This is a genomic window from Burkholderia sp. BCC1998, assembly GCF_905339875.1.
GTDB lineage: Bacteria > Pseudomonadota > Gammaproteobacteria > Burkholderiales > Burkholderiaceae > Burkholderia.
On the sequence record NZ_CAJPHE010000022.1, the window covers coordinates 63,185 to 80,948 of the forward strand.

The window sequence follows — 17,764 nt, forward strand, 5'->3', positions numbered from 1 at the left end:
TGAAAAGGCAGCCAGGCGCCGTCACGCGCCGACCGGCTGCTCGAGACCTGCCAGCGCCTCGATCGAGGCGAGGCGCTTGGCATGGTCCGCCACCGGGTTGTCGATGACGAACTCCTCGATGCCGAAGCGCTCATGCAGCGCATCCAGTTCCCGACGCACCTCGTCCGGCGTGCCCGCCGCGACCTGCGGACGCAACTCGTCGATCCGATAGTCGGTGACACCGATCTGGCGCGCGAAATCGGCCGCCGCCTCCGGGCTCTGCAGGTTGACGCTCTGCCCGTTGCCGAAACGCAGCTTGAAGATCCGCAACGCGCCGACCTGGCGTTTGGCGTCCTCCGACGATTGCGCGGCGACCGCGAACAGGGCGAGCAGCGGCACACGGCCCGTCGCGCTGCGATAGACGTCGAGCGACCTTTCGATATTGCCGATGTCGCCGTTGAAGTGGCCTGCGTAGCAGAACTGCCAGTCATGCCGAGCGGCCAGTTCGGCACTTTCCGGACTACCGCCCAGCAGGATGCGCTGCGGCGATTCCGGCGGCGCGGGCAAGGCGACCGCCCCGGCCAACGGGTGGTCCGGCGCGACGCCGTCGCCGAGAAACGCATCGAGTTCGGCGAGTTGCCCGGCAAAGTCGGGCTTCTTCGCCTTGTCGTGAAACCATTGCAATGCCCGCGTCGTGAGCGGCAGCCCGCCGGGCGCCTTGCCGACGCCCAGGTCGACACGTCCGGGCGCGAGCGAAGCCAGCGCACGGAACGATTCGGCGACTTTGTAGGGGCTGTAATGCTGAAGCATCACGCCGCCCGAGCCGACGCGAATCCGCGACGTATGCGCAAGCAAATGCGACACGATGATCTCCGGTGCCGAGCTCGCGAGACCCGGCGTGCCATGGTGTTCCGCAATCCAGTAGCGCTTGTAGCCGAGCGCTTCGGCACGCTTCGCAAGCGCAATCGTGAAGTTCAACGCGTCATGCGCGCTCGCCCCTTCTGCAATCGGGCTTTTGTCGAGAATCGAAAGGGAATAAGACATGAAGCTCAACCTTGTAAGTCGGTCGTCCCGCCGACATGAAACGGCCTCGGACGGGCGCCGAAAAAGCGGAACATGCCGGACAGATCATTCATTATGGATAACGGATCATCTGCCCGTTACGGTCATTTCTTCTATGAATATGGCCGATCGATCAGAACAGATAGCGTGCCCGCAGATAATAGAAACCACCGTTGACGCCGATCGTGCTGCCGCCGCTGTACTGGATGCCTTCCAGCTGCGCCTCGTACGGCAGCTTGCTCGGGCGGACGTCGAACAGGTTCTGCGCGCCGGCCGCGATCTGGAATTTCTTGGTCACGTCATAGCGCACCTCGACATCGGTGACATACCGCGCGGCCTCCTCGAAGTGAACGAACTGGGAGGTCGAGAACGCGTTCGGTCCGACGATGTAGGTCGCTTCTCCCGAGGTCTTCCCGTAACGCGTCTCGTGGAGCGTCACGGCCCACTTGTCGAGACGCCAGGTGCCGCCGACGATGATCTTGTTCTTCGGCGTCGTGGTGGACAGCGACGCGATCTGCTGCGCGTTCAGCGACGGCCTGCCGTTCGACCCGTTCGCCACGTGCGTGACCGAGGTCGTATTCAGGTTCACCCCGAAGTCCCAGTCCACCTGCCCGTACCGGCCGAAACCGGTGTGGTAGGTACCCGCCAGGTCGATCCCTCGCGTGCGCGTATTGGCGCCGTTGGTGAAATAACTCGCGCTGACCGCCGACACCGGCACCGATCCCGGGACCGTCAGCCCCGCCCCTTCGAGCGCGGCGATGGCCGCCGCGCCCGACGCGGTTCCGCCGAGCACGATCCGGTTGCGGATGTTGATCTGGTAAGCATCGATCGTCAGTTGCAGGTTGCGAACGGGATTGAGCACCAGACCGAAGTTGTAGCTGGTCGACTCTTCAGGCTTCAGCGCCTGCGCACCGATCAGGCGCGCGCCGGGCGAGGTCGTCGCCAGGATGCCGCCCACCGACGCCGGCGACGTGGTCACGCTGGTATAGGACTCCTGGGCCAGCGACGGCGCCCGAAAGCCGGAGCTGACGCTGCCGCGAACCGCAATGGCCGGCGAAAACTGGTAGCGGGTGGCGATCTTGCCGTTGGTGGTGTCGCCGACGTCGTTGTAGTGCTCGTAGCGGCCCGCCAGATTCACCTGCCATTTCGGCGTCAGGTAAGTCGACAAATCGATGTACGTGCCGATCACGTTGCGCGAGATGTCGCTCGCGCTGACGGGCGCCAGGCCCGGCAACGCAGCCGAGCCGCCGTAGATCCAGGATGCCTGCTCGCCGTTGCGGATCGTATAGGTTTCGCGGCGCTGCTCGACGCCCACCGCGACGTTCAGCGGTGCCGGCAGCAGCGGGACATTGAATGCCCGCGACAGGTCGAGGTTGTTGGTCAGCTGCGTATTGCTGACGGTCGACAGGTGGAAGGTGGTCGGCGTATAGCCCGATGCCGCGTACAACCCGGTGTTGGCGGAATTGCGCATTCCGAACACGCTGTAGTCCCCGCCGTAGGTCGTGCTGAAATCCCACGCCCAGCCGAACAGGTTCTTTCCCTTGATCCCCGCCGTCACCGAGTAGTCGTTCTCGTTGATCGTTTCGACCGGCACGAAGCCGTTCGGGTAGACCTGCGGCAGCACGAAAGGCGGACGAAAGTTCTGGTACGCATCGCCGTTCCGGTGTGCGTAAGTGCCGAACCCGTAGAGTTCGACCTCGTCGCCGAGGTAGTAGCCGGCATTGAAGCCGACCGTCTCGCGCGAACTGGCCGGGTCGCCCAGGATCGGGTTGTAGTAGCCCTGTCCTTGCGGAAAGCGCCCGAAATAATCGTCCGGCCCGGTGCGGATCGTATGGTTCTGCCGGTCGAACCCGGCGCTCAGGTCGAGGAAGCCCTTGTCGGCGAGATTCAGGCCGATCGTGGCCGACTCGCTCGTCTTGAAACCGTCGCCGGAGTAGGTCTGCCCGTTCGTCGTGGCAAGCTCGCCGCCGCGCGCATTGCGCTTCAGGATGATGTTGATCACGCCCGCGATCGCATCCGAGCCGTACTGCGCGGACGCACCGTCGCGCAGCACTTCGATGTGGTCGATCAGGCCGACCGGAATGGTATCGATGTCCACGCCGGTCGAGCCCTGGTTCAGGCCCGGGTCGAGCGTGATGTTGGCCGTCGTATGGCGGCGCTTGCCATTCACCAGCACGAGCACGTGGTCGGGCGTGAGGCCATGAAGCGACAGCGTATCGGTCAACACGCCCGTGTCGCCGGAGTACGAGGTCCGGGTGATCGACGGCGAGAGTTTCACCAATGCGTCGCGCAGGTTGGTTTGCCCCGTCGCGCGCAATTGATCGCCTCCGATCACGTCGATCGGCGTCAGGCTCTTGCTCGCACGCGTCTCCGTGCGCGAACCCGTGATCACGACCCGGTCCTGAACCTGTACCTTGCCGTCCGGCGCGGCCGACGCCGACGATGCCGGTGCGACCGCACTACTGGCCGGCGCCGCGACCGCCGCCGCTCCGTCCCCCGCTCCCGCTCCCGCTTCCTGCGCCCAGGCCGCGCCATGAAAAACGCCTGCCGCAACCGCCACCGATATCACCGTCCTGCGCGTCTTCGGCGAGACCCCCTCGCCCCGTGTGTGCCGCATGATTTCTCCGTTCTTTGCCGATTGAAGGCACGCTACATGCTGCCTTTTAGTAGTAGTCCGTACGATTACCCGAGGATTTTCCGCATGACGGCCGTGCTTCGGCCGCTCATGACCCGATCAGAGATCGGGGAGCCCCGGAGGATTCGTCGAGGCCTTCGTGATCGCCTCGCTGTCGAGATTCCAGCGTCCCAGCACCTGCTGGTACTTGCCGTTCCGGATCAGGTCGTTGATGGCGTAGGTAATGGGCACGGCCAGCCCGCCGCCCTTGCGGGTGGTGACGGCAACTTCCGCCGTGCGGGGCCACCCGCCGCTGACCGTGCCGACCTGCCGGATCTTCACACCCTGGCTCGCTTGATAGACCAGCGCGGCGTTGACGCTGAAAATCGCGTCGGCGCGCCCCGATACCAGCGCCAGCGTCCGCACCGACGGATCCTCGTAATACAGCACGTGAATCGGCTTCAGCCCGTGTGCGACGTTTTCCTTGTCCCAGGCCAGCAGGATCTTTTCCTGGTTGGTTCCGGAGTCGCCGATGACGCGCAATCCGGCGACATCCCTGGGCTCGCGAATCTGCTTGATGGTGCTGTTCTGCTCGACGTAGAAACCGAGCACGTCGCGGCGATAGGTCGAGAAGTCGAATTTCTGTTTGCGCGCTTCCGTCACGGTCACGTTCGACAGCACCGCGTCCACCTTGCCGGACGCGACGGCAAGCGGCCAGTCCGCCCAGGCGAGCGGCACGAGCTTGAGCTTCAGTCCGAGTTCGTCCGCAACCAGTTGGGCGAGATCCGGATCGGCGCCGACGATCGTTTTCGCGTCCGTTGCGTACGCACTGATCGGGGGAAATGCCACCGCGATGCCGACGGTCAGCACGCCCTTCTCGGCAAAACGGAAGTTCTCCGGGATCAACTTGATCGCCTCCGCATCCGGCGTGACGCGCGGGCGATCATGCTGATCGGGGCTCAGGTTGAACGACGTCGCCGATTGCGCGATGCCGGCAACCCCCATTACCACCACCGCAAACGCACCGGACAAGGCCAGGCCGATTCCGCGACGACGATTCATTTTTCGGTATCCCGTGGAAGTGTTCATGCGTCATGCACCGAACGGCCGACCCAACGGCCTGTCCGGCTTCAGATCCTGCAAATGTTCGATACGACCGGGTTCGAGCAGATCCTTTGCGAACGGCAGTCGCCAATGCACTTCTGGTGCGATCGCCGGATCGTATAGCGGTTCGTAGCCGGTGCCGAGATAAAGCGCCGAGGCCTCCGGTTGACGAAATCCGGTCGTGAGATAAACCCGCCGGTATCCCTGCTTCAATGCACGGGCTTCGAGTTCGGCCACCACGCGCCGTGCGACGCCCTGGCGACGAACGCCGGAATGCGCCCAGATGCGCTTGAGTTCAGCCGTCGTGTCGTCGTAGCGCTGAAATGCACCGCCGCCCACGACTTCGCCACCGCGTCGAATCAGGATGAAAGCGCCATCGGGTGGCGCGAACAGCGCCGCCGGGTAGGTCAGGAGTTCGTCACGCACGACTTCCGCGGGCACCGCGCGAAAGTCCTGGTAGCGCGTGGAATATTCGACCGACAACTCGTCGAACATGGGCAACGCGAGCAGGTCGAGTGGGGATGTGTCGATTACTTCGTCAGTCACTGATACGCCAGATGCTTCGAGCCATCTGCCTCTGATTTGCCAGGATCGGTGGATTCGCTCGACACGCTTGTTGCCGCGCATCGCATCCAGCAATAGTGCGCGCGAACCGTGCGCGCTCAAACCAAGCATTTTCGAAAACGTTATTCACACAGATACACATAATCAGGATTCCGTATCGTAGAGCCGAAACCGCATGGCAAATGCGATTCGCCGCGCAATGCAATTCACTCGGCCGCGTCACGCGCGTGCCTGATCGTCCAGTCCGCACACGCTGCCGCGAATGCGCCGGCCACCAGCAGCAATATCGGCACCGACACTTCGACGAACGCATCCCGGTATGCGGCCAGACCGGCCGAAGACGACGCCTGCACCAGGAATACGCCGGTTCCCCACGACATGCCGATCGAGCAGGCGAGCCGCTGCGACAACTGCAGGAACCCGGCAGCGAGCCCCCGCCCCTGATCCTGGCCGATCTCCGCGAGCGTCATGGCCTGGTTCGGCGCATGGATCAGGCCGCTGGCGAACCCCTGCAGCAGGACGATCGCGGGATACGCGAACACGATCCAGCGAACCGCGAAGTACTCGGTCGCCAGACCTTGCGCGGCGACGGCGAGCGCATAACACGCGATTGCGCACACCGTCCCGGCACGGCCGAAGCGCCCGACGAATCGCCAGCTCCACATGGTCGCGGCGATCGAGGCCAGCGCGGCAGGAATCGACAGCGCGGCAAACAGCAGCGGATCGAGATGCAAGCCGTCGAGAAAGAACAAGGCACTGACCATCCCGAGGGTCACGCCCGCCGCGAACTGGCACATCGCCACGAGCGTGCCGAGGACGTACCCGCCCGACCCGAGCAGATCGCGCGACAGAATCGGCGTGCCGCCGCGCCGCTGATACACCGCCTCCCACGCCAGAAACAGCGGCAACCCGGCCATCGCGACCACGAGACAAACGCGTCGCGGCGGTATGCCGGTGCCGCCGACCAGCGTGGCGAGCATCAGCGCGAGCGTGACCGCGGACAGCAGGGCCAGGCCGACCGGATCGATCGAAAACCGGGCGTCCGACAACCGGTGGCGCGGCAGATGCCGAAGCGCCAGATAGAACACGGCCATTCCGAACGGCGCGTTGACGAGAAACAGCAGCCGCCAGCCGAGATCCGGCGGAACCGACGCAAGAATCAGCCCGCCGAGAATCGGGCCGGCGAGCCCCGACAAACCGCCCGCCGACGCGTATCGCCCGAGTGCCCTGGCCTGCGCCGCGCCTTTGAACAGGTCCTGGATCAAGCCGAATATCTGCGTATTGATCATCCCCGCACCGAGCCCTTGCAGCACGCGCGCGACGATCACCGTGCGCGCGTCGTCCGCCAGTCCGCCCAGCACGCTGAAACCCGAAAACATCGCGAGCCCGACCAGAAACAGCAGGCGGCGCCCGATCACGTCGCCGAGCCGGCCTGCCGGGACGAGCGCGATGCCGAACGCAATGGAATAGACCGACGTGATCAGCTGTATTTCGGCTGTCGACGCATGCAGTTCGCGCCTGAGCGTCGGCACGGCCAGCGTGAAGATCGCCTGATCGAGAAGCGTGGTGAAGCCCATCGCGACACAGATGCCCAGCACGATGTTCGCACGGGCGCCCGCGTCGGTCGAACCGCTTCCGGCAGCGCGCCGTCGCACCGCCCACCCGGTCGCGCCATAGCGCCGACCCAGGGTGACGGGTTTCGCCGGATCATCGCGCACGGTCGCGTGCGGCTCGTCGTGAATCATCGATTCAGTCGGGGCTGGCCGGGTGCCGGGCCGGCAGCAGATATTTCTCGAACAACACGCCGGGCGGCGCGTCCTCGCCGAAATCGTGCGACGACAGCAGCGTATAGCCCGAGGACCGGTAAAGGCCCACCGCTTCGGGTTGCCGCGGCCCGGTGCCCAGATGCACGCGCGTGTAGCCTTGCCGGGCAGCTTGCGCCTCGAGCTCGGCCAGCACGCGGCGCGCGAGCCCCTGGCGGCGATGCGCGCGGCTGACCCAGATGCGCTTGAACTCCGCCGTCGCAGGGGTGTGATGGCGCATGAAGGCGCCGCCGGCGATGGCCTGCCCGTCCCTCAGCAGCAGCAGGAATGCGCCCTGCGGCGGCGCGAACGCTTCGCCCGGATAACGCACCAGTTCCTTGCCGAGTTCCTCTTCGGGAATATAGGCCGCGTAGCGGCTGCTGTACTCGTGCGCCAGCTCGTCGAAGAGCGGCCGGGTGAGCGGGTCCGTGGCGGACACGTAGACAAAACGATCATCCCGATCCAGCGAAGATCCGGTTTCAGACATCAACTGCCTCCTCACGAGCCGTTGCCCGGATGACGGGCCGGCTGCTGTTTCATGGTTCTTCGGCGGCCGCTCATCGCACGGGCGCCGCTTGCACGGTGCGCTCGAGCAGCGCACGCAATGCGGCGCCGACCGCATCCGGCCGCTCGAGCATCAGTTGATGGCCGCAGGCGGGCAGCACGCCGAACGACGCATTCGGCAACGCGTCGGCCAGCGCGCGTCCGCCGGCGGGCGGTGTCAGGCCGTCGCTGTCGCCAGCGAGCACGGCGACCGGCAAGTCGAGCGCGGCCAGCCGCGCCGCATCGGGCCACGGCGCGTCGCGCAGCACGGCCTGGAAGGTCGTCATCCGGTTGCGGCGCGCGACGCGCGACTCGTAGGCGACGAGCGCCGGGTCGGCCTGCGGATGCCATGCGAGCCGCCGGAAGCGCCGCGCGAACACCGGCTTGATCCATTCGAGCAGCCAGCCCGGCAACGCCGGCGGCCGCGTCACCGGGCGCGCGAGCTGCGTGCCGAGCAGCAGCGCACCGCTCGCTTCGTGCAGCCGCCCGAGCGCCGCCAGCCGCTCGAGCAAGGCGAGCGTGCTTCCCGTGCCCAGCGAATGGGCGACCAGCACGTTGTGCGCCCCCTTGTAGCGGTCGAACAGCGCGAGATAGTCGCGCAGCGTTTCGTCACCGTGATAGGCGCCGCTTCGCGCGGGCGGCCGCGGACTGTCGCCGTGACCGAGGAAATCACATGCGACGAGTTCGTAGCCCGCATCGGCGAACGTGCGCCACTGCGCTCGCCACTGGTTTTTGTTGCCGCCGCCGCCGTGCGCGAAGAACAGCACCGTCCCCGCATGCGGCGAGCCGCGCGGCGCGGCGCGATGCGCGACGCTCAGCGTGCGCCCGGCGCGCACCTCGACCGGCACACCGGCCACGACGGCGAAAGCCGCGACCGCGAAGTTCGAATCGGACGTCATGAGTGCTCCTCGTTGGTTCGATGGGCGTGCGCGCTGCCGTCCTGCGTGCCGGTCGCGCTCACGCGCGCCGGCAGCACCGGCATCGCATCGAGCAACGCACGCGTGTACGGATGGCGCGCCGCGCCGAAAACCTGCGCGGTATCGCCCAGTTCGACGATGCGCCCGGCCTGCATCACCGCGATGCGGTCGCAGATCTGCGCGGCGACGCGCAAGTCGTGCGTGACGAACACGATCGCCATCGCGCGGCGCTGCTGCACCGACGCGAGCAGTTCGAGCACCTGCGCCTGCACCGACACGTCGAGCCCCGACACCATTTCGTCGGCCACGAGGATCGACGGATCGAGCGCCAGCGCACGTGCCAGGCTGATGCGCTGGCGCTGCCCGCCGGAGAATTCGTGCGGATACCGGTCGAGCGCATCCGGCGGCAAGCCGACCTGCGCGAGCAGCTCGGCCGCCCGCCGATACGCCGCAGCGCGGCCGACACCGTGCGCAAGCAGGCCGGTCGCGACGATCTGCGCGATCGTCTGACGCGTGTTCAGCGATGCGTATGGGTCCTGAAACACCATCTGGACGTCGCGACGCAGCGGCCGCAACGCGTGGTCGGCCACGCGCGCGAGATCGTGCTCGCCGCGCAGCACGATGCGCCCCGCATCCACCCGCGCGAGCCGCACCAGTGCGCGCGCGAGCGTCGACTTCCCGGAACCCGATTCGCCGACGATGCCGAGCGTCTCGCCGGCATGCAGCACGAAGCCGACGTCGACCAGCGCATCGACGCGGCGCCGGCCGCGCGCCGGCAGGAACGGCAACGCGCGGCGCGACGCGTAGTGCTTGCGCAGGCCCTGCACGTCCAGCAGCGGCACGCCGCCGCGGGCGACGGCACGCGCTGCGACGCGACCGTGCGGCACGGCATCGAGCAGCGCGCGCGTATACGGATGGCGCGGCGCGCGCAGCACGTCGGCCGCGCGACCGCTCTCGACCTGCTCGCCATCGCGCAACACCACGACGCGATCGGCGACGCGCGCGACCACGCCGAAGTCGTGCGTGATCAGCAGCACGCCGGTCCGTTTCGTACGGGCTGCCCGCTCGATCAGCGCCAGAATGCGCGCCTGCGTGGTGACGTCGAGCGCGGTGGTCGGTTCGTCCGCGATCAGCAGGGCCGGCTCGAGCGCGAGCGCCATCGCGATCAGCACGCGCTGACGCTGGCCGCCGGACAGCGCGTCGGGATACGCATGCCGCAGCCGCTCGGGCTCCGGCAGGCCGACGTCGCGCAACAGCGCCGTCACGCGTGCCGCGCGCGCCGCGCGCGCCGCGCCGTCACCGCGGCCGCTCAGCACGCGATGGACGCGCAGCACCTCGTCGACCTGCGCGCCGACCGTCATCAGCGGATTCAGCGCGGCGAGCGGTTCCTGGAAGATCATCGACACGTCGCGGCCGCGCACCGCGCGCCATTGCGCGTCGCTGCAGTGCGTGAGGTCCCGCCCGCGCAGCGCGATCCGCCCGGCCGCGTGCCGCACGCCGCGCGGCAGCAGGCCGGCGATCGCGGCCGCGAGCAGCGACTTGCCCGACCCGGACGCGCCGACCACGCACAGCACCTCGCCGGGCGCGACCGTCAGCGACACGTCGCGCACCGCGTCGCGGCGCTCCGCGCGGGCCGGCAACGCGAGCGTGAGCCGCTCGACCGACAACAGCGGCGCGCCGCTCATCGCGCCGGCTCCGCAAGCGCCGACGCGTGGCGCAACCCTTCGCCGACCCGGTTGATCGCGAGCGCGGTCGCGACGATCGCGAGCCCCGGCCAGATGCTCAGCCACCACGCGTCGCGCACCACGTTGCGCGCCGCGCCGATCATGAAGCCCCAGCTCATCTGCGACGGATCGCCGAGCCCGAGAAACGACAGCGCCGACTCGGTGAGGATCGCGGTCGCGACCATCAGCGCGGCCAGCACCGCGAGCGGCGGCCAGACGTGCGGCAGGATCTGGCGCCGCACGAGCGCGGCCGGCGACTCGCCGGCCAGCCGCGCCGCGAGCACGAACTCCCGTTGCGCGAGCCCGATGAATTCGCCGCGCACGAGCCGCGCGATCGCCGGCCACGACACGGCGGCGATCGCGACGATCGTCGATTCGAGCGACGCGCCGAGCACCGCCGCGATCGTGACCGCGACCGCGAATTGCGGCACGGTCTGGAACAGCGTCGTGAGCGCCATCAGCGTCCGGTCGACCCAGCCGCCGCACCAGCCCGCGAGCGCGCCGATCGATGCGCCGAGCACAAAGGTCGCGACGGTCGCCGCGAGCCCGACGAACAGCGACACGCGCGCACTCCACAGCAGCGCGACCAGCACATCGCGCCCGAGCATGTCGGTGCCGAGCGGATGGCCGGCCTGCAGCGGCCGCAGCAACGGCTCGCCGGCCATGCGCCACGGCGACGGCAGCCACAGCGGCGCGCTCAGCGCGACGAGCGCGACGACGGCCAGAAACAGCGTGCCGGCCGCCGCGCCGCGTGCGCGCACGAAACGATGCACGAAGCGGCCCGTCATCGCGCGTCCCGCCAGCCGATGCGCGGATCGACGATCCCGTACAGCAGGTCGGTCAGCGCATTGAACAGCACCACGAGCGCCGCGACCACGGCGAGCAGCCCGAGCAGCACCGGATAGTCGCGCTGCAGCAGCGCGTCGTACATCAGTCCGCCGAGGCCGGGCCACGCGAACACGATTTCGGTCACGAGCGCGCCGCCCGCGAGCTGCCCGAGCTGCAATCCGCCGAGCGTGACGACCGGCAACAGCGCGTTGCGCAGCACGTGGCGGATCATCACGCGCGACTCGGACGCGCCCTTCGCGCGCGCGGTCCGCACGAAATCGCGTTCGATCACCTCGAGCATCGCGGCGCGCGTGAGCTGCACGTAGATCGCGCCGTACACGAGCCCGAGCGTCGTGGCCGGCAGCACGAGGTGCGCGGCCACGTCGAGCGCGTGGCGCCACCCCGTGTAGCCGGCGCCGACGCTTTCCATCCCGAACGACGGCAGCCAGCCGAGCACCACCGAGAACGCGATCACGCTCATCAGCGACAGCCAGAACAGCGGCGTCGCATAGACGATCACCGCGAGCGCGCCGATCGCGCGCGCGATGCGGCGCACCCACGGACCGCCGCGCGACTCGCCGTACGCGGCCACCGCACCCGCCGTCACGCCCGCGACGACCGACACGGCGAACGCGGCCGCCATCAGCAGCAGCGTCGCGGGCAGGCGCTCGGCGACGAGTTGCAGCACCGGCAGCTGGTTGCGGTACGAGAAGCCGAAATCGACGTGCGCGAGATCGCGCAGATACAGCGCGAACTGCTCGACGAGCGGCCGGCTCAAGCCGAGCTGCGCGCGCAGCCGCTCGACGTACGCGGCATCGCCCGAGCCCGCGTCGCCGGCGAGCATCAGCGCGGGGTCGCCCGGCGCGAGCCGCACCAGGAAGAAGTTCACGACGAGCACGCCCAGCACGACCGCCAGGCCCCGGAGCACCGTCGACGTCAAACGCAGCGCCGTGTTCATCGCGTCATCCGATCCACGTGTCCTCGAGGCTGTCGTTCACGCTGGTGGCCGTGCGCAGCAGGTTGTGGACGTTGCGCCGGTACAGCGTCGGGTTGACCATCTCGAAGATGTTCGCGATCGCCGCGTCGTTCGCGAGCGTGGTCTGGAGCTGCGCGTAGCGCGCGCGGCGCGCGGCCGGATCGGTGTCCAGCGCGGCCGCGTCCCACAGCGCATCGGCCTGCGGATTGCGGTAGCCCGCGACGTTGCCGAACGGCGAGCCCTTCGAGATGCCGTCGATCCGGTACAGCGGCGCGACGCCGAAATCCGGATCCGCGTTCTGGAACAGGAAGTTGTAGCTCAGGTCGAAATCCCAGTTCGCGACGCGCGCATACCAGCCGGCCGCATCGGTCGTCTGCACGCGCAGCCGGAAGCCGGCCTGGCCGAGCGCCTGCTGCGTGTATTCGGCCACGCGCTCCCACGCGCCGCCCTTCTCGCCGTTGACCAGCACGAGCGGAAACTTGCCGACGTCGACGCCCGACTGCCGGATCAGCGCGCGCGCCCGCTCCGGGTCGTACGCGAAGCGCGGCACGTTCGGATCGTAGAACGGCGACGACGACACGAACGGCCCGTTCGCGACCTTCCCGTAGCCGAAGAAGATCCGGTCGACGATGAACTGGCGATCGAGCGCGTGCAGCACGGCCTGCCGCACGAGCACGTTGTCGAACGGCGGCTTGCGCTGGTTCAGTTCGAGAAAGGCCATCCCGGTGAACAGCTCCCAGCCCTGCGTCGTGATCGCGACGCCCGGCAGCTTCGCGAGCCGCGCGATGTCCGCGTAGTCGACGTCGCCCGCGCGCAACGCGTGGATCTGCCCGCGCTCGAACGCGATCGAGCGCGCGGCCGCGTCGGGCACGACGTTGAATACGATCCCGTCGAGATACGGCAGCCCCTTCTTCCAGTAATCCGGATTGCGCGCGACGCGGATGTACGCGCCGCGCTTCCATTCGCGAAACACGAACGGGCCGGTGCCGACCGGATGCTGGTTCGCGGGATTGCTGCGCGGGTCCTTGCCCTGGTACAGATGGGCCGGCAGGATCGGCAGCAGTCCGCTGCCGAGCAGGTTGATCAGCCCCGCGTACGGCTTCTTCAGGCGGATCGTCACCTGCAGCGGGCCGCTCGCGTCGATCGACGCGACGTACTTGTCGAACGTCACCTTCGTGCGCGGCAGCGCCTGCGGTGCGATTTCCTTCAGCGTGACCACCACGTCCTGCGCGCCGAACGGCTGCCCGTCGTGCCAGCGCACGCCCGGCTGCAGGTCGAACGTCCAGGTCAGCGCGTCGGCCGACGCGCGCCAGCTGCGCGCGAGCACGGGCACCGCGCGCAGTTGCGGGTCGAAGCCGAGCAACCCCTGGAAGATCTTGCCGCCGACGTATTGCGACGCGACGTGCGGCGTCAGCGCGTTGACGAGCGACGGCGGCTCCGGCTGCGCGAACAGCGACAGCGTGCCGCCGCGCACCGGCGCCGCCGCGGCGTCGGCCGCGAACACGCGCGCCGCGCCGCCGAGCCCGGCCGCGGCCCACGCGGCGGCGAGCGCATAGCGGCGCCGCGCCGGGTCCTTCGGCACCCACGGCGATGGAGTCGATAGCGTGTCGGTCATCACAGGTAACCGTGGCGCGGCGGGTTGACGTGGTTGAGCACGTAGTTGCCGATCGCGTGGTATTTCCAGCGCACCGGATCGTGCAGCGTATGGGTGCGCGCATTGCGCCAATGACGGTCGAGGTTGTATTCGCTCAGCACCGAGCGCGTGCCCGACAGTTCGAACAGCTTGTTGGTCGCGAGGATCGCGAGCTCGGTGCTCAGCACCTTCGCGGCTGCAACCTGCACCGATGCGTGCGCGACCTGCGCGTCGTCGAGTTCGGCCGGCAGCGCGTCGAGCGCCGCGGCCGCACGGTCGAGCAGCGCTTCGGTCGCGAGCAGGCGGATCTGCACGTCGGCGACGTCGCGGATCACGTAAGGATCGTCCGACGCGCGCGCGATCCCGCTGTCGGCCCACGGCCGGCTGCGCGTGCGCACGAACTCGAGCGTGTCGTCCAGCGCCGCGCGCGCGATGCCGACGTCGATGTTCGCGTGCAGGTACTGCGACACGGGGCCCGCGAGCGTCGGCCGCTCGAACGCGGCCTGGATCGACACCACGTCCTGCTCGTCGACCTCCACGCCCGCCAGCGTCAGCGTGCCGCTCGCCGTCGTGCGCTGCCCGAAGCCGCTCCAGTCGTCGACGATCTCGAGCCCCGGCCGGTCGCGCTCGACCAGCGCCTGCACGTAGCGGCCGTCGTCGTCGAGCGCGAGCACCGCGATCCAGTCGGCGAACAGCGCGCCCGTCGAATAGAACTTCTGGCCGTCGAGCACGAGCCGCCCGCCGCGCCGCGAGAGCCGCGTGCCGATCTCGAGCGCGTTCTTCGTCCCGCGCTCGGACGCCGCATGGCCGATCCGCGCACCGTCGAGCACGAGGCCGAAGAACTTGCGGCGCTGCGCGTCGTCGCCCGTCAGCCGGATCACGTCGAGCGCGTGAAAGTGATTCTTCGGCAGCTGGCCGATCGACGGGTCCGCCTGCGCGATGGTTCGCACGACCTCGCCGAGCGTCGCGAGCGACACGTCCGCGCCGCCGAACGCGCGCGGCACCGTGATGCCCCACAGCCCGCTGCCCGAGAACAGGTCGAGCTCCGCGAACGGCAGGCGCCGCTCGCGGTCGCGCAGCGCCGCGTCGCGCGACAGTTCGTCGGCGAGCCGGCGCGCGGTTTCGAGCGCGTGCGCGTCGTCGGCGATGCGGCTCGCGGGTGGACGGGAGGACAGCGGGGACGGCGCGCTGGCCGGCGTGTCGGCGGACGTGAATGCGTTCATGAAGATCCTCGTGGACGGGTGCATGGCCTCCGTCGACAGCAAGCACCATGCCAATGCGGTCCCGTCGGCCTGTGCGGCCATCGCGCCGCGCGCGGCGCGCTGGATTTCCAGCGAGATGCCGCAAATGCAGCACGCCGCGCGATGCGCGACGGCGCTGCTGGAATTCCAGCAAAACGACTGGAACGCATGCGCGCGCGCTGCGTCGTTCGGCCGCCGCTTTCGGCACCCATCCGTTGCGGGGCGTGCCCGAGCGCCCATTGGCACGCCTGTTGCAAAGCCCCGCTCACGCACTGCCGAGCCGCGGCGCCATCGACTCGATGCGCGGCACCGCGCCGGACCACACGCATAACAACGCTTCGATTTGGGGATAGACGGATGAAATACACGATGTTGAGCGCCTCCCTCGGCGCGTCGGCGCTGCTGGCCGCCGCGCCGGCGCTGCATGCGCAGCAGCAGCCGGCGGCCACCGCGGCGCCGATCGCCGCTTCGGCGGCCGCGGCGGCACCGGCTGCATCGGCTGCATCGGCTGCATCGGCTGCATCGGCTGCATCGGCTGCATCGGCGGCACCGGCTGCGTCGGCGGCGTCGGCGGCGTCGGCGGCGTCCGGCGCGACGCACGCGAGCGGCAGCGCGCCGGTCGCGGAGGCCCAGCTGAAGGACGTGATCGTCACGGCCCAGCGGCGGCGGCAATCGGCGCAGCGCGTCGGCACGTCGATGTCGGTCATATCGGGCAACGACCTCAAGACGCTGAACGTCGAGACCGTCAACGACCTGCAGCATGCGACCGCGAGCGTCGAAGTCGAGCCCGCGTTCGGCGGCGGCCAGCCGCAGTTCCGGATTCGCGGCGTCGGCTTCAACGACTACACGTCGAACAACGCGTCGACGGTCGGCATCAACGTCGACGACGTCGCGTACGCGCTGCCGATCCAGACCCAGGGGCAACTGTTCGACATCGCGCGCGTCGAGGTGCTGCGCGGCCCTCAGGGCACGCTGTACGGCCGCAATACGACGGGCGGCACGGTGAACTTCATCACGAACCAGCCGACCCGCGACTTCCAGGCGGGCGCGAGCGTCGAATACGGCACGCACAACCTGCTGACGACCGAAGGCTACGTGTCCGGACCGCTGAGCGATCGCGTGCGCGGCCGCTTCGCGTTCACGACGCAGGACTTCGGCGCATGGCAGAACAACCGCGCGACCAACCAGACGCTCGGCAACCACGACAGCGCCGCCGCGCGCGCGCAACTCGACTGGGACGTCGCGCGCGATTTCAAGCTGCACTTCGGCGCGCACGGCGGATTCGACAAGTCCGACAACACGGGGCTCTACCTGTTCACGCCGTACACGTCGACCAGGACCGGCGAGGTCATCCCGGCCGACGCCGATCACACGAAAACCGGCTGGAGCGTGAGCCCTGCGTTCTCGCGCGCGACGGGCCTGTCGACCGACGCGAAGCCGGGGCGCAACAACGCGAACGGCGGCGTCGACCTGACCGCGACGTGGAATCTCGGGCCGGTCGAACTGAAGAGCATCACCGCGTACAACTACCTGCACCGCCGCGAATATTCGGACTGGGACGCCACCCGGTATCACGACTCCGACGAGTACTTCGACGACACCGTCAACGAAGTCACGCAGGAACTGCGCGCGTCGTCGCGCGGCGACACGCGGCTGCGCTGGGTCTCCGGCCTGTTCTACTCGCACGACGATCTCGACGAGAAGTTCTATTCCGACTTCAGCGACCGGCTCGGCTTCATCGCGCTCACGCGCTACCGGCAGTCGGTCGACACGCTCGGCGTCTACGGCCAGGCGACCTACGACATCACGAAACGCCTGCGCGGCATCGTCGGCTTGCGGCAGGAACACGAGAAGCGCGAACTGCGCGGCTTCGCGTCGGGCATGCTGACGCCGTCGTTCGTGCCGTTCGCGGGCTTCCGCGGCGGCGACGCGAACCAGTCGCTGACGTCGAACGGCACGTCGGGCAAGGTCGGCCTCGAATTCGACCTCGCCCCGGCGACGATGCTTTACGCGACCGTGAGCCGCGGCTACAAGTCGGGCGGCTTCACCGCGCACAACACCGGCAATTCGAACGCGCTCGCGCCGTTCAAGCCCGAATCGCTGACCGCGTACGAGGTGGGCTTCAAGAGCGACCTCACGCGCTCGCTGCGCTGGAACGCGTCGGCGTTCCATTACGACTATCGCGACCAGCAGGTGCTGTCGGCCACCTTCGACCCGAACTCGCAATCGCTGATCGGCACGTTCGTCAACGCGCCGAAATCGCGCATCGACGGTTTCGAGACCGACCTGAAATGGCAGCCGGTGCGCGGGCTGGAAATCTCGCAGTACGTCGGCTACAAGAGCGGCAAGTACACGTCGCCGTTCGTCACGTACAACACGCAGGCGTCGGCGGCGAGCGGCCACAACGTGTTCACCGACTACAACGGCAGCGCGCTCAGCTTCCCGCGCCTGAGCTACGGCGGACAGGTCGCGTACAGCTGGCTCGCGGGCGGCTACCGGCTGCGCGCGGAGACGAATTACAGCTACCGCGACGCCTATTCGCAATTGCTGCTGCTCGGCCCGAACTACACGGTCGACAGTTACTGGCTCGTCAACGCGAGCCTGACCGTCACCTCGCCCGACCGGCACTGGGACGTCGCGCTGTGGGCGCGCAACCTGTTCAACCGCCAGTACGACCTGACGAAGAACTTCTTCCTGCCCGGCACGAACGTCGCCGCCGCGGGGCAGCCGCGCACCGTCGGCGTACGCGTGACCTACACGTATTGAGGAGTCCATCC

At 68.4% G+C, this 17,764-nt stretch carries 14 protein-coding genes; 2 read left to right on the top strand and 12 right to left on the bottom strand.

Annotated features, from left to right (window positions below; all coding sequences use genetic code 11):
- Positions 1 to 21: 21 nt before the first annotated feature.
- The 12 genes from U5A56_RS29635 to U5A56_RS29690 all read right to left on the bottom strand — a co-directional run bounded on the left by U5A56_RS29635 (position 22) and on the right by U5A56_RS29690 (position 14,969).
- Positions 22 to 1,023, bottom strand: coding sequence for an LLM class flavin-dependent oxidoreductase (locus tag U5A56_RS29635; RefSeq protein WP_321925972.1), 1,002 nt, complete (start codon positions 1,021 to 1,023; stop codon positions 22 to 24).
- Between the two features lie 151 nt (positions 1,024 to 1,174).
- Positions 1,175 to 3,658, bottom strand: a complete 2,484-nt coding sequence (locus U5A56_RS29640) for a TonB-dependent receptor (RefSeq protein ID WP_321925974.1) — start codon at positions 3,656 to 3,658, stop codon at positions 1,175 to 1,177.
- Positions 3,659 to 3,775: 117 nt separating this feature from the next.
- Positions 3,776 to 4,717, bottom strand: a complete 942-nt coding sequence (locus U5A56_RS29645) for an ABC transporter substrate-binding protein (protein WP_415749240.1) — start codon at positions 4,715 to 4,717, stop codon at positions 3,776 to 3,778.
- 30 nt (positions 4,718 to 4,747) lie between these two features.
- Positions 4,748 to 5,305, bottom strand: a complete 558-nt coding sequence (locus tag U5A56_RS29650; RefSeq protein WP_185641372.1) for a GNAT family N-acetyltransferase — start codon at positions 5,303 to 5,305, stop codon at positions 4,748 to 4,750.
- Positions 5,306 to 5,529: 224 nt separating this feature from the next.
- Positions 5,530 to 7,068: an MFS transporter gene (locus tag U5A56_RS29655; RefSeq protein ID WP_321925976.1), complete on the bottom strand. Its 1,539-nt coding sequence runs from the start codon at positions 7,066 to 7,068 to the stop codon at positions 5,530 to 5,532.
- A 4-nt stretch (positions 7,069 to 7,072) separates the two neighbouring features.
- The gene (locus tag U5A56_RS29660) at positions 7,073 to 7,612 is read right to left on the bottom strand and encodes a GNAT family N-acetyltransferase (protein WP_044848942.1); all 540 of its coding nucleotides are present in this window, start codon (positions 7,610 to 7,612) and stop codon (positions 7,073 to 7,075) included.
- 70 nt (positions 7,613 to 7,682) lie between these two features.
- Entirely contained in the window at positions 7,683 to 8,567 is an 885-nt protein-coding gene (locus U5A56_RS29665) for an alpha/beta hydrolase (protein ID WP_321925980.1), read from the bottom strand.
- Positions 8,564 to 10,270, bottom strand: coding sequence for an ABC transporter ATP-binding protein (locus tag U5A56_RS29670; RefSeq protein WP_321925982.1), 1,707 nt, complete (start codon positions 10,268 to 10,270; stop codon positions 8,564 to 8,566). Before U5A56_RS29670 ends, U5A56_RS29665 begins: the two co-directional genes overlap by 4 nt.
- A complete protein-coding gene (locus tag U5A56_RS29675; protein ID WP_321925984.1) occupies positions 10,267 to 11,097 on the bottom strand; it encodes an ABC transporter permease in 831 nt (276 codons plus the stop codon). Before U5A56_RS29675 ends, U5A56_RS29670 begins: the two co-directional genes overlap by 4 nt.
- Positions 11,094 to 12,095 (bottom strand): ABC transporter permease, encoded by a 1,002-nt coding sequence (locus U5A56_RS29680; protein ID WP_321925986.1) that lies wholly within the window; start codon positions 12,093 to 12,095, stop codon positions 11,094 to 11,096. The genes U5A56_RS29675 and U5A56_RS29680 overlap by 4 nt, the downstream gene beginning before the upstream one ends.
- Before the next feature lie 4 nt (positions 12,096 to 12,099).
- A complete protein-coding gene (locus U5A56_RS29685; RefSeq protein ID WP_260427921.1) occupies positions 12,100 to 13,728 on the bottom strand; it encodes an ABC transporter substrate-binding protein in 1,629 nt (542 codons plus the stop codon).
- Positions 13,728 to 14,969 (bottom strand): SfnB family sulfur acquisition oxidoreductase, encoded by a 1,242-nt coding sequence (locus tag U5A56_RS29690; RefSeq protein ID WP_321925988.1) that lies wholly within the window; start codon positions 14,967 to 14,969, stop codon positions 13,728 to 13,730. Before U5A56_RS29690 ends, U5A56_RS29685 begins: the two co-directional genes overlap by 1 nt.
- Between U5A56_RS29690 and U5A56_RS29695 the strand changes: the two genes are divergently transcribed.
- Together U5A56_RS29695 and U5A56_RS29700 are read left to right on the top strand one after the other, a co-directional pair.
- A complete protein-coding gene (locus tag U5A56_RS29695) occupies positions 14,968 to 15,318 on the top strand; it encodes a hypothetical protein (RefSeq protein ID WP_321925990.1) in 351 nt (116 codons plus the stop codon). The genes U5A56_RS29690 and U5A56_RS29695 overlap by 2 nt on opposite strands.
- A gap of 38 nt (positions 15,319 to 15,356) precedes the next feature.
- Complete coding sequence (locus tag U5A56_RS29700) at positions 15,357 to 17,753, top strand: TonB-dependent receptor (RefSeq protein WP_321925992.1); 2,397 nt, start codon at positions 15,357 to 15,359, stop codon at positions 17,751 to 17,753.
- The last annotated feature ends 11 nt before the right edge of the window (positions 17,754 to 17,764 follow it).